The sequence below is a fragment of the Edaphobacter dinghuensis genome (genome assembly GCF_014640335.1).
GTDB classification, from domain to species: Bacteria; Acidobacteriota; Terriglobia; order Terriglobales; family Acidobacteriaceae; genus Edaphobacter; species Edaphobacter dinghuensis.
The window spans coordinates 427,405-439,764 of the sequence record NZ_BMGT01000002.1 but is presented as its reverse complement, the minus strand read 5'-3'; the positions used below and the strand labels follow the sequence as shown (position 1 = coordinate 439,764).

The following is a 12,360-nucleotide window of genomic DNA, read 5'->3' as shown; positions in this document are numbered from 1 at the left end:
TCCAAAGTCTTGCATCTAAAGGACTTATTTTCTAAAGTCTTCTTTGTAAAGGACTTATGCCCAGCGACCTGCGCTGGGCATAAGTTTTTTCTGTCGCTGGTTTGATTGTAGTGATTTGGGTGGAACTGTTTTGCAGATCTTCGGTGTGATTGCAAATTGTTTTATATGTGCTGATTGCGTGTATTTCCTAATGTGTTTGATTAGGGGTGGTAGCTTGACAGAATTTAACTCGCGACAAAGCGCAACTGGAAGAGGAGGATGGGGGTCTGAGTTTGTAGAGAGCTATGTGGAGGTTATATGAGGGCTGTGCGAGTCTCTGCTGACGGCATTGTGGGCGGGGTGGTCCGTGTTGCTGCTTTTGCGCTGGCGGGTTTGGTGTCGTGTCAGCCGATGGCGGCGGGGGTGCGGACGGAGAAGAAGCAGAGCGACGGGCAGGAGAAGGTGCTTCATGCCTTGAACCGATTTACGTTTGGGCCGAGGCCGGGTGAGGTGGCCCAGGTTGAGGCGATGGGGTTGAAGAGGTGGTTTGAGCAGCAGTTGAATCCTTCGAGCATTGACGACTCGGCGCTCGATGCGCGGCTGGCGATGTTTCCGGCGATGCGGATCTCGCAGACGGAGCTGATGGAGCGGTATCCGACGCCGCAGCGGCTGCGGCAGATGATGCGGACGGGAGCGCCATTGCCCGGTGATCCGGTGGAACGCGCGATCTATGGAGATGAGATGGCGCGGATCGAGGCGCAAAAGGCGAAGCAGGAGGCTGCGGCTGCGGGGGGGAATGCGATGCAGGCGGGTGGGGGTGGTGCGGCTGAGGGAAGTGCGAAATACAGGGGTCTCTCCACTGCGCTTCGCTCCGGTCGAGATGACGTGCGTTTGGGGCAGGGGGCTTCGGCTGCGGCAAAGATGTCTTCTTCCGAGACGGGTGTTGGAGGAATGTCGGCGGGGGACATGGATGCGGCTGCGGCGGCGGCGCGGGAGGAGAAGCTGTATGCGGACCTCGATGCGTTGAAGGTGGTGAATCTGCCGCCGGATGCGCGGATGCGGCGGATGGTGGGGATATCGCCGGAGGAGTTTCTGGCGTTTCGCCAAAGCTTGAAGCCGGGAGACCTTGTGGTGGCGCGGCAGGGGTTGAGTCCGGAGCAGAAGGAGACCTTTGAGGCGTTGCAGGGTGGGCCGCAGATGGTGGATGCGGAGTTGTTGCAGTCGCGAATGATTCGGGACATCTATAGCGAGCGGCAGTTGCAGGCGGTGATGACGGACTTCTGGCTGAACCACTTCAATGTGTATCTGCGGAAGAACCAGAATGAGCCTTATCTGCTGCCTGCGTTTGAGCGGGATGTGATTCGACCGCATGCGCTGGGGAAGTTTGAAGACCTGCTGGTGGCGACGGCGAAGAGTCCGGCGATGCTGGTGTATCTGGACAACTGGTTGAGCATTGGGCCGGATTCGCAGGCGGCCCAGAATGCGGCGCGGGCGGCGCAACGGGCGAAGAATCCGCAGGTAAAGCAGGCGTTGAAGGACCGTGGTCTGAACGAGAACTATGGGCGCGAGCTGATGGAGCTGCATACGATTGGGGTGCAGTGCGAGGTGAGCGCGGACCGCTCGGCGAAGAGGCTGGATAAGGCTTGCGGCAAGGGGTATACGCAGCAGGACGTGATTGAGGTGGCGAAGGCGCTGACGGGATGGACGGTGGATAAACCGGATGAGGGGTCGGTGTACAAGTTCGACGAGCGGCGGCACGAGCCGGGCACGAAGATGGTGCTGGGGAAGAAGGTCAGGGAAAATGGCGAGGTTGAGGGGCTTGAGGTGCTGCATATGCTGGCGACGAGTCCGGCGACGGCGCGGTTGATCTCGACGCAACTGGCGGTGCGGTTTGTGAGCGATACGCCGCCTCCGGCGCTGGTGGACCGGATGGCGAAGGCGTTTGTGAAGAGTCATGGCGATATCAAGGTGGTGCTGCGGACGATGTTCGACTCGCCGGAGTTCTGGTCGCCTGAGGTGTACAGGGCGAAGGTGAAGACGCCGGTGGAGTTTGTGGTGTCGGCGGTGCGGGCGAGTGGGGCGGAGGTGACGGATGCTCAGCCGCTGGTGGCGGCGCTGAATCGGCTGGGGATGCCGCTGTATGGGATGCAGACTCCGAATGGATATAGCTGGAAGGCGGATGGCTGGGTGAATACGGGCGACCTTGTTGATCGGATGAACTTCGCGCTGGCTTTGAGCGGCGATCATGTGCGCGGTGTCCAGACGGATTGGCGGGGGTTGCTGGGTGAGTCGCAGTTGCCGGAGGAGAGTGTGGCGGCGAAAGAGCAGCGGCTGGAGTCGATATTGCTGGAGCAGCCTGCGAGCGAGCATACGCGGGATACGGTTTTGCAGCAGTTTGCGGCGCAGAGTTTTCCGGCTTTTCCGGCGGGGAGGGTTGTGAAGGCTTCGGTGCAGCAGGAGGACAGGGAGGCTGAGGGGATGGCGGGGTTGTTGTTGGGGTCGCCGGATTTTCAGCGGAGATAAGTGATGCCGCTCCAATGCGGTGTGAAATACAGGGGTCTCTCCACTGCGGCGGCAAAAGCGCCGCCTTCGGTCGAGATGACGTGCACATTTATGGAGCGGCATGGCAGAAGTTGCGAAACTTCGTGCCGGGGATGGAGTTAGGTATAGTAGGCTGCTGATCGGTGCGGCGTTGGTTTGAGTTGGAAGGAGTCGCGAGATGGAGATTACCAGACGTGGTTTTATGAAGGGTGGCGCGTTGGCGCTGGTGGGGACTTCGGCGATTCCTGGTTTTTTGACGCGCAGCGTGATGGCGGAGATGACGACTGCCGCTGCGAATAAGAAGAAGCTGGTGGTGCTGTTTCAGCGTGGTGCGGCAGATGGTTTGAATATCGTGGTGCCGTATCGCGAGCAGAACTACTATGCGATGCGGCCTACGATTGCGATCAAGCCGAATGAGGTGATCGATCTGGATGGGTTCTTTGGGCTGCATCCGGCGATGGCGGCGTTCAAGCCGCTGTATGACCAGGGGCATCTGGCGATTATTCCGGCGGCGGGTTCGCCGGATACCACGCGGTCGCACTTCGATGCGCAGGACTATATGGAGAGCGGGACGCCGGGGGTGAAGTCTACTCCTGATGGGTGGCTGAATAGGGCTTTGCAGGCGGAGCTGCTGCGAGGGAAGCCTTCGGCGTTTCGCGCGGTGGCGCTGGGTGCGGAGATTCCGCGGACGCTGGAGGGCAAGGTTCCGGCGATTGCACTGGATAATGTGCTGGACTTCTCTGTGGGCGGACGCGGGCTGCAGACTTCGCCGATGAGCAATGCGTTTCAGTCGATGTATGACCAGAGTTCGGATGCTGTGTTGCATGGCACGGGGCAGGAGACGTTCGAGGCGGTGAAGATGCTGAAGGCGACCGATCCGGCGCATTATCAGCCGGCGGCGGGAGTGGTGTATCCGAAGACGCAGTTTGGCAACAGTTTGAAGCAGGTGGCGCAGTTGATGAAAGCGAACCTTGGGGTGGAGGCGGCGTTTTCGGACATTGGCGGATGGGACACGCACCAGAACCAGGGAGATGCGAATGGGCAGTTGGCGAACCGGTTGACGGATTTTTCGGAGGGGATTGCGGCGTTCTGGAAGGACATGGGAGATGAGGCGGAGAATGTGACGCTGGTGACGATGTCGGAGTTTGGCCGGACGGCGAGGCAGAATGGGACGGGCGGGACCGATCATGGTCACGCAAATGTAATGTTCGTGCTGGGTGGACAGGTTAAGGGTGGCAAGATCTACGGGAAGTGGCCGGGGCTGGATAACGATCTGTTGAATGAAGGACGGGATTTGACGGTGACGACGGACTTTCGCCGGGTGCTGGGCGAGGCGGCTTATAAGACGCTTGGTGCAAAAAATCTGGAGCTGGTGTTTCCGGGGTCGCAGGTGGCGCCGCGAGAGTTTTTGAATTTTATTTAGGCGGATGAAGCAAAGGCAAATACAGGGGTCTTTCCGCTACGCCCTTCGGCTTCGGTCGGTATGACGTGGGTTTGTTTGGATAGCTATTCTGTTTTCGGGATATCAAAAAAATGAACCTACGAAATGGTGGAAAATGAGGACAACTTTTTTGCTGAAGGGGCGTCTTATTGATTGTAGTTAGCAGTCGCCGGACTTTCAGTTCCCTCGGTCCCGGCTTCCCTTATCCGCAAGGCAAATACCTACCGTAAACGTAAGGCCCCCACAGTATCGGGGGCCTTCACTCCTTTTGGGGCTCGGTAATGAATCTGTCGTTGCGGCTTCGCCTTCACTCCGGCCTTCGGCAGAGCGGAGGCCGCTTCGCGGCGGTTTTTTAGACGCGAGGCTGAAGCCTCGCTGTACCTAGCGGCAAGGGCAACGACAACTGCAAAGGCAACGGCAAGTGCAAGTGCAAAGGCAAGTGCAAAGGCAACGGCAAGTGCAACTGCAAAGGCAACGGCAAGTGCAAGTGCAAAGGCAAGTGCAAAGGCAACGGCAAGTGCAACTGCAAAGGCAACGGCAAGTGCAACTGCAAAGGCAAGTGCAAAGGCAACGACAATTGCAAAAGCAAAGACGAAGACGAAATACAGGGATCTCTCCACTACGCCGCGCGATGATGCTGCGCGGCTTCGGTCGAGATGACGTGTCGTGGAATGCTGCGCTTGAGAGATGACGTGTGTTTGGTTTGGTGGGAATTTCTATGAGAGGCCTAGTCTGCGGTCTAGGGAGAGGGCTCCTGCGCCGTAGACGCAGAGCATGATGGCGATGGCGGCAAGCTCGGCGATGTAGTTGTAGATGCCGAAGCCCTGGTGGATTCCTACGGTGAAGAGCGCGACCAGCATGTTGATGGCGATGAGTCCCGAGGCCAGCCGGGTGAAGAGGCCGAGGAGGACGAGGATGCCGCCGACGAACTCGGTGAAGGCCGAGATGTAGCCGAGCCAATAGGGAAGTCCGAGGGTGACGACGTAGTGGACGAAGTGATGCAGCGCGGCGTGGGTCGAGACCTTCTGGTAGCCGTGGACGATCATGGAGAGAGCGAGGACGAGGCGCAGCAGCAGGGCTCCCCAGGGCTGAAGGTTGTTCAGGAATCGGATCATAAGGGTTCTTCTTTTAAGGTAGCTTGGCGGAGTGAGAGGTTGCGGGTTATTTAATGCGCGGGTGCCGGGGTAGGTACGAGCTGCTGCGAGTTGGGAGCGTATTTGTCAAGGAAGCGAGTGAGTGCTTGTGTGTAGACAGCTTCGGTGGGGGTGGTGAATTCGACGGTGATTTTGGGGTCAGCGGCGGTGCGGTAGGCTGCGGGGGACTGACTGGATTTGCTGAGGAGAAGTTTGGGGGTGTGCAGGATTTGGAGTGGGGCGGTCAGCGGGAAGGTTTCGTGGAAGAGCAGAGCCACGGGCAAGAGGCTGGAGCGGGGATCGCGGCGAGCGGTATCGAGCAGGTCGGTGTGGGGCGAGTCGAGGATGAGGGCTGGGATGGTGGAGTGCGTTGTTGCGAGCGAGGCTGCGAGGGATGCTCCGGCTCCGGTGCCGTAAGGGATGATGCGGTTTGTAGGGACATCTCTTGAGGTGGTGAGGTAGGTCCAGGCGGAGTCGGCGTCGTGGGCCATTCTTTGCTGGGTGGGATGGGTGTTGGCGCTTTGGCCGTAGCCGCGGTAGTCGAAGGCGAAGATGTTGATGCCGAGGTTGTGGAGGGTGGCGAGGGTGGGGATGGAGTCGGCGAGGGAGCCGTCGCCGGGGGGAAGGAAGAGGAGGGTGAGGTTTGCGTAGGGGGCTTGGGGTGCGGCGGGAATCCACCAGCCGGTGAGTTGCGGGATGGCAGAGTCGTCGGGGCCGAAGTGGAGGAGTTCGTAGGGTGCGCCGTTGATGGAGGCGGGAACGCTGGTGGTTCGGGTGGGATGAAGGACGAGCTGCCATTGGCCTTGGTAGAAGAGCAGACAGAGGGCGAGGTAGCCGCAGAGGATCGCTACGCCGATGGTGGCGGCGATGGCTTTGACGAGCCAGCGAGGGTCGACTGTTTCAGGCTGAGGGGTTGGCTGTGGGCGGCGCTTGGGCGTTTTTGCAGCGGGACGAGGCATGAAGGGGTCTGTATGAACTTTAGCATTTGGAGGCGTTAGATCTTCTGCGGTTGATGTCTGGCAAGCGAAAGGCAAATACAGGGGTCTCTCCACTCCGCTGCGCTCCGGTCGAGATGACGTGAGTTTGGGGTGCTTCCACTTCGGTCGAGATGACGTGCTTACTTTGCTCTACGATGGAAGTTGGAGGGTTTTGGACGTGGCGCAGTGGGTGAGGTTGTGTGGGGTGGGTGAGGCTCCGGCGGTGGGGAAGGTGATGGAGTCTGAGGCGGGTGGGGTTGAGATTTGTCTGGCGAATGTGAATGGGGAGTTGTCGGCGATTGATAATGTCTGTCCGCATCGGCAGGGGCCGATGGGGCAGGGATGGCTGGAGGGAGAGGCTGTGGTTTGTCCGTGGCACTCCTGGACGTTCAGCTTGAAGACGGGGCTGTCGGAGTATCCGGTGCACGAGCGTGTGGATGTGTTTGCGGTGCGGGTGGAGGGCGAGGATGTGATGGTGAATCTTGAGCCTGAGCCGCGTGGGGCGGGGTTGAATCTATCCGGCGGGGATGGAACAAGGGGCTAAAGCCCCTTGTTCTCATGACTGAATTAGAGGACCAAGGCTGAAGCCTTGGCGTACCTAGAAGCAAATACAAAGACCAATACAGGGGTCTCTCCACTCCGCTTCGCTTCGGTCGAGATGACGTGCTTTTTTGCTGCTTCGTAGCAGGAAGAATGGGCTAGAAGTTGAACATGGCTTGGAGGAAGACGCTGCGGTTGCCTGCGGTGTTGGAGCCGAAGCCGTCTCCGGCGAGTGATTGGGTTTTGCCGAAGAGTGTGGAGTTCAGGACGCCGTTTGGTGTGCCTCGGTTGACGATGTTGAGGACATTGAACGAGGTGGCTACGATGGTGAGGCTGTATTTGCGGGTGACGCTGGCATCGAGTTTGGGGCCAGCTTGTGCGCCGCCGAGGCCGCGACCGGCGACGCTTCCTCCGCCGCCCCCACCTTTGAACCCACTGGCCGTGGTGCCTTTGATCTTGGGGCCGACTCCGAAGGCTTTGCTGATGCGCATATGCAGCACAAAGTTAGCGGGGCCGGTTCCGATGCCGTAGGGAACGATCGGCTCGCCTTTGCCGATGGGGTCGGTGTCGAGGCAGCCGTAGGGAGTGGAGACGACGTCGGTTGCTCCGCAGGTGCCGTAGGTGGGACGGGCGTTGAACTGGTTGTTGCCGGTGAGGTCGTTGCCGATGGTGAGGTTGTAGGGTGTTCCTGATTGCGCGAAGAGCAGTGGCGCGACGATGATGCCATGCGGAGCGGCGTAGGTGCCGAGGATGACGAGGCGATGATGGATGCCGAAGCTGGCGCGGCCGTAGTCGAGGCTGGGTTTTGCGGCGACCGATGGCGTGTAGGTGACGCCCTGGGTATCGCTTTGGGCATCGTTGAAGGTGTAAGAGGTGTGGACTGAGATGCTCTTGTACTTGGTGTTGCCGGTGACGATGATCTGGTTCTGCTTGTAGATGCCGCCGGACTGGAACTGGTAGTTGAACTCGGACGGTGTGGGGCCGGTGATGGTGTAAGTGGTGGGATCGAAGCTGGGCGCGGAGATGTTGTTGGTCAGGTATTGATGAATGCCGCGGGTGAAGAGATAGGTTACGTTGACAGTGCCCAGCTTGCCGACAGCGCGGTCTACGCCGATGCCGCCCTGCATGTCGAGCGCGGCGCGAAAGTGAGGATCAATGCTGTAGACGGTGGGTAGCGAGGTGCTGTCACTGCTGAGGGTGGTGGGTGAGGCTGGGGTGGTGGGATCGTAGAAGCCGGGGTTGTTGACGACGTAGCTCTGCTGGTTGATGCCGTTCTGGTGAAGGGCTTGAATGATGTACGGCGTTCCGGTGGCCGAGTTGAAGGAGTTGGGCACGGTGAAGCGGTTGTAGAACCAGCCGTAGCCAGCGCGGAAGACGGTCTTGGGCGGTTTGCTGCCCATGTGTCCGGGAGCCCAGGCGAGGGCAACGCGCGGCGCGAAGTCGGCGTGGTCGCGAATGCGGTTCTGGCCTTCGTAGCGGAGACCGTAGCTGAGGGTGAAGTTTGGCTTCCAGCGCCAGTCGTCCTGATAGAAGAGAGCGGCGTCGAAGAGGAGTACGCGCGCCAGGGGATTCTTGATGACTGTGGCCTGATATTGATCGGGCTTGCCTGCGAGGTAGTGGTCGAGGGATTGAAAGATGTAGGTTCCGTTGACGCCGGAGGTGGAGTAGTTGGCATCACGGTACGCCTGCAGGCGGGCGCCGAAGCGAATGGTGTGCAGACCTGCGGTTGCGGTGGAGTAGTTCTGCAGCTCGAAGATGTCCTGATGATCGCGAACGACGCCGGAGCTGTTGCCGCCGGTCGTGAAAGCTCCCTGAACGGTGACGGTTGGAGTAAAAGTGTTGGCGGTCTGACTGTTGCGGACCTTTCGCCATTGGAAGTGCGTCTCGTTGATGAGCTTTGAGTTGATGACGACGGTGTCGCTGACCTGAATGGCGTTTTCGAGTTGGGTCTGGTTGTAGGAGTTATCGGCAAGGACAAGAGTGCCGACACCGGCGTTGGTCTGTTGATAGCGGGAGAAGGAGTCGCGGATAGAGAGGGTGTTGCTCTTGCCTAGCTGAAAGTCGAAGCGGGGATTGAACTGCCAGAAGGATGAGGGGCGTTGAACGGTTTGCGTGATGGTGGCCGTGGTGTCGGCTGGATTGACGGCGACGACGAACTCCTGATTCTGAAGCTGATTGTGGAAGAAGTTTGCGAAGTAGGACGAATGCTTGGTGAGAGGGCCAGCGATGTAAGCAGGGAGAGAGTAGCCGTGGTAGCTGGGCTGCTCCTGCACGAGCGGGTTGGCTGTGTTCAGGGCAGAAGAGGTGATGAAGGTCATGACGTAGCCGGAGAATTTATCGGTGCCGGGCTTGGTGAGGATTTCGATGCGGCCGTAGCCGAGGCGGTCGAACTCTGCGGAGAAAGGATTTTGATTGATGCGAATCTCGCGGATGGAGGATTTGGGCGGGAGTTGGCCACCGGCGAATCCGTCGATGTAGATCTGGCCGCCGTTGGGTCCGGCTGCGGGTCCGGCGAGCGCTTGCAACTCGCTTTGGAGCTGGTCGGGATCGTCCGAGAGAGCGTCGAGGTCGTGTCCGCTGAGGACCATGGCGCCTGCGTTTTCGCTGGGGTCGACGCTGACGCCGGTGTTATGGGATGTGACCTGAATGTTCTGCTGCTCGACGGCGATGGCGAGGGTGAGGTTCATCTGACGGACGCGGCTGGAGGAGATGGTTACGTCTGTTTTGGGAAAGGTGAATCCTTGTGCGTCGATGGTGAGGGAGTATGTGCCTGTGGGGACGTCGCGGAAGGCGTAGTTGCCGTCGTTGCCTGAGGGAGCGGTGAGGACAGTGGTGCCTTGGGTGAGGGTGACGGTGGCTCCGGGGACTAGAGCACCGCTGGGGTCGAGCACCTGGCCTCGGAGTCCGCCGGTGGATTGAGCGGCGGCAAGACAAGGAAGGGAGAGGAAGAGAGCAAAGAGAAGGAAGATTTTGGCCAGTAGGTACGGCTTCGTCAGTTTCTGCAACTCAAGCATCAGAGATTTCCTCCGTACCTATGTAGCAAACTACTGTTTAGATCGTCAAGTGAGCGTCAAGTTGCAGCGCTTCCTGAATAAACTTTCAGCCAAGGCTCGGAGGAGTCTGTTAGGAAACGATTTGCGCTTCAATTTGCCCTTCAGAAGACTGTACGAATGAATTTTGGATTTGTTCATTTTTGAGACGAGTTCTGTGGCTAAAGGTAAGCCGTGCGTTTTCGTTAAGTGGGGTGAGGAACAGGCAACGGCAATATAAAGTCGTTGCGGCTTCGCCTTCACTCCGGCCTTCGGCAGAGCGGAGGCCGCTTTGCGGCGGTTTTTTTAGACGCGAGGCTAAAGCCTCGCTGTACCTAGCGGCAAGGGCAACGGCAACGACAAGCTAGAACGATGGCGGGGGCAAAACGAAATACAGGGATCTCTCCACTGCGGCGGCAAAGCGCCGCCTTCGGTCGAGATGACGTGCATTGGGGCTTCGAGATAGTTGGCTGTGCGGCCCCAATCGAGAAGCGTGCATTGGGAGGTTGGTTTTTAAAGATGAGATAGCTGTTGGTGCCTTGAGTTCGTTCTCAGGCGTTGCAGGGCTCGTCGGAGGCGTTTCGTTTGTAGCGCATCTTTGCCCGGCGAAGTTTTTCGAGATCGGCGTCTTCGAGCGGGACCGCACCGCCGAGTTGATGCGCGGCGAGGCAGACCTGGGCGAAGTGTTCGACGGTCTCGGTCTTCATGAAGGCGTCCATCAAAGTTTCGCCGTAGGTGAGCAGGCCGTGGTTGGCGAGCAGGATGGCGTCGTGCGTGAGAAGAAAGGGCTGGAGGCTTTCGCTGACCTCTTCGGTGCCGGTGGTTGCGTACTCTGCCAACGGGACGAGGCCGGTGGTCATCATGATCTCGGAACAGATGGGTTGATCGAGCGGCTTGCGACAGGCGGCGAATGCAGTTGCGATGGGAGGATGCGCGTGGACGATGGCCTGCACGTCGGGACGCGCACGATAGACGGCGAGGTGCATGCCGATCTCGCTGGTGACCTTGCGGTGGCCGGAGAGCTTGTGGCCGTCGAGATCGACGATGACCATGTCGGATGGTTGCAGGAGGGATTTGCTGCAGCCGGTTGGGGTCGCGAGGATGCGCTCGCTGTCGAGACGCACGGAGAGATTGCCTGCGGTCGCGGGAGTGTAGCCGACGCGATGCATGGCTTTGCCGATGCGTGCGAGCTGCTTGCGGAGATCGGCTTCGAGCGGGCTTGCCACAGAGTTCATCGCAGGACCCGGTACAACTGCGTGGCCTGTGCTGGTGACGTGTACTTGGATAGGCTCTTCGACAAGGGATTGGGTCATCGCGCTATGAGGCTCTCCTTGGCTGTTGTAAAAGTTTCCTCACGCCCGTGCCAATACGGTCCGAGATCATAAATATACGACCAGCGGTAAGGTTTCCGGCAACTTTATGATGGCCGACGGCGGCGAGCCCCATAGAGGCCATGCAGCCGCACTGTGAGCAATTGGGGTTGCCGCCGAACTGGCATGGCGTAATTGCGGTTTTGAGATCGGCGGAGATGGTGTGAGTGGTGCGGGCAAAGATGCATTCTTCGGGTGATTGGGGAGGGTTGCGAAACTCCTCGATGCAAGAGGGGTGCATGTCGAGGATGGGATAGAGAGGACGCAGACGCAGAAGCTCGTTGATGACGGCGGCGCGGACTTCTGGGGTGAGGATCTCGGGGCCTTCTGCCCCGATCTGCGGGGTGAAGATGCTCATCCAGACTTTTTTTGCCTCGGGCCGGGAGGACCAGAAGCGGAGAAAGTCTTCAAGGTAGTGAGGTTTGCCGGCGATCTGGCCGGTGATGGTGCAGTGGATGGTAGCTTGCGTGCCTTCGAGGTTTTTGAGGATGCGCTCGTAGGTTGCGGGTTTGCGACGGGCGTCGTGCTCGGGTTGCAGGCCGTCGATGGAGACGACGAGATTGAGGTGGGGAAGTTCGGCCCAATGTTTTGGGATGGCGCGGAAGGCGCTGGTGACGATCTGAACGTAGATGCCGCGCTGGTCGAGTTCAGGCAGAAGAATCTCTAACTCGCGGTAGCGAACGAGTGGGTCTCCGCCGACGAGCGAGAGATGGAGAGGGCGATATCTGTCGACGACTTCGAGGACGCCGTTTACAAGAGCGTCTCCTTTGAAGTCGGACAACTGGCGAAGCGTGGTGCCGCTGGCGCCGAGATGAGCGTCGTCGAAGGCATAGCAACCGGGACAGCGCAATGGGCACTCTCTTGTGATTTCAATGGATAGAGACGGCCTTCGACCTTCGAGGATTCCCGCCCACGCGTGTAGCACTTCTGAAGTCTTCACCTTTTCTCCCTGGGGTCAGCGCGGAATGAATGGAGAGACCCGCCGACGTGGTTATGGAGTGATTGGAAAGAGGGCAGAACTTTTCTAGCATCGCAGGATAGACGAGGGCCTTACGGGAGAGCCTATCCACTCCTCTGTCTTTCGACGGATGCGGACTGGCGATGTAATGCGAAGGCTGGTGAGAAACTTTGAGGCCGAAGCGGCCAGGGCGAAGGCAGTTGCGATCAATCCCCAGAGCAATATCGCCGCTGCCTGATACGCACGAAGACTGGTAGCGGGGAGATCGACAAGAGGCGCAATGCACACGGCGAGGATGCAAAGCAGGCAAACCGCGACAACCGCGAATTTAATTACTTTCGCCATTCTGGGTTAGACACGAAAACGAGCGGACTCGTTGTCTGGTGGCATGC

At 59.1% G+C, this 12,360-nt stretch carries 10 protein-coding genes; 3 read left to right on the top strand and 7 right to left on the bottom strand.

Annotated features, from left to right (window positions below; genetic code table 11):
- Positions 1 to 297: 297 nt before the first annotated feature.
- Positions 298 to 2,502 (top strand): DUF1800 domain-containing protein, encoded by a 2,205-nt coding sequence (locus IEW09_RS07465; RefSeq protein WP_229739169.1) that lies wholly within the window; start codon positions 298 to 300, stop codon positions 2,500 to 2,502.
- A gap of 196 nt (positions 2,503 to 2,698) precedes the next feature.
- On the top strand, positions 2,699 to 3,943 hold the full coding sequence (locus IEW09_RS07460; protein ID WP_188553559.1) for a DUF1501 domain-containing protein: 1,245 nt from the start codon (positions 2,699 to 2,701) through the stop codon (positions 3,941 to 3,943).
- 239 nt (positions 3,944 to 4,182) lie between these two features.
- Here the strand turns inward: IEW09_RS07460 and IEW09_RS07455 are convergent, their stop codons facing one another.
- The 3 genes from IEW09_RS07455 to IEW09_RS18775 form a co-directional block, all read right to left on the bottom strand.
- Positions 4,183 to 4,581: a hypothetical protein gene (locus tag IEW09_RS07455; RefSeq protein WP_188553558.1), complete on the bottom strand. Its 399-nt coding sequence runs from the start codon at positions 4,579 to 4,581 to the stop codon at positions 4,183 to 4,185.
- A gap of 96 nt (positions 4,582 to 4,677) precedes the next feature.
- Positions 4,678 to 5,076, bottom strand: coding sequence for a DoxX family protein (locus IEW09_RS07450; RefSeq protein ID WP_188553557.1), 399 nt, complete (start codon positions 5,074 to 5,076; stop codon positions 4,678 to 4,680).
- Between the two features lie 50 nt (positions 5,077 to 5,126).
- Positions 5,127 to 6,053: an alpha/beta hydrolase gene (locus tag IEW09_RS18775; protein WP_188553556.1), complete on the bottom strand. Its 927-nt coding sequence runs from the start codon at positions 6,051 to 6,053 to the stop codon at positions 5,127 to 5,129.
- A 154-nt stretch (positions 6,054 to 6,207) separates the two neighbouring features.
- Here IEW09_RS18775 and IEW09_RS07440 point away from each other — a divergent pair, with 154 nt between their 5' ends.
- Positions 6,208 to 6,615, top strand: coding sequence for a Rieske (2Fe-2S) protein (locus IEW09_RS07440; protein ID WP_229739168.1), 408 nt, complete (start codon positions 6,208 to 6,210; stop codon positions 6,613 to 6,615).
- A 154-nt stretch (positions 6,616 to 6,769) separates the two neighbouring features.
- Here IEW09_RS07440 and IEW09_RS07435 read toward each other — a convergent pair whose 3' ends face one another.
- The 4 genes from IEW09_RS07435 to IEW09_RS07420 all read right to left on the bottom strand — a co-directional run bounded on the left by IEW09_RS07435 (position 6,770) and on the right by IEW09_RS07420 (position 12,313).
- Positions 6,770 to 9,625: a TonB-dependent receptor gene (locus tag IEW09_RS07435; protein ID WP_188553555.1), complete on the bottom strand. Its 2,856-nt coding sequence runs from the start codon at positions 9,623 to 9,625 to the stop codon at positions 6,770 to 6,772.
- Positions 9,626 to 10,191: 566 nt separating this feature from the next.
- Complete coding sequence (locus IEW09_RS07430) at positions 10,192 to 10,953, bottom strand: class II aldolase/adducin family protein (RefSeq protein ID WP_229739167.1); 762 nt, start codon at positions 10,951 to 10,953, stop codon at positions 10,192 to 10,194.
- A gap of 4 nt (positions 10,954 to 10,957) precedes the next feature.
- Entirely contained in the window at positions 10,958 to 11,950 is a 993-nt protein-coding gene (locus tag IEW09_RS07425) for a radical SAM protein (RefSeq protein WP_188553554.1), read from the bottom strand.
- 84 nt (positions 11,951 to 12,034) lie between these two features.
- On the bottom strand, positions 12,035 to 12,313 hold the full coding sequence (locus IEW09_RS07420; RefSeq protein WP_188553553.1) for a hypothetical protein: 279 nt from the start codon (positions 12,311 to 12,313) through the stop codon (positions 12,035 to 12,037).
- Between the last annotated feature and the right edge of the window lie 47 nt (positions 12,314 to 12,360).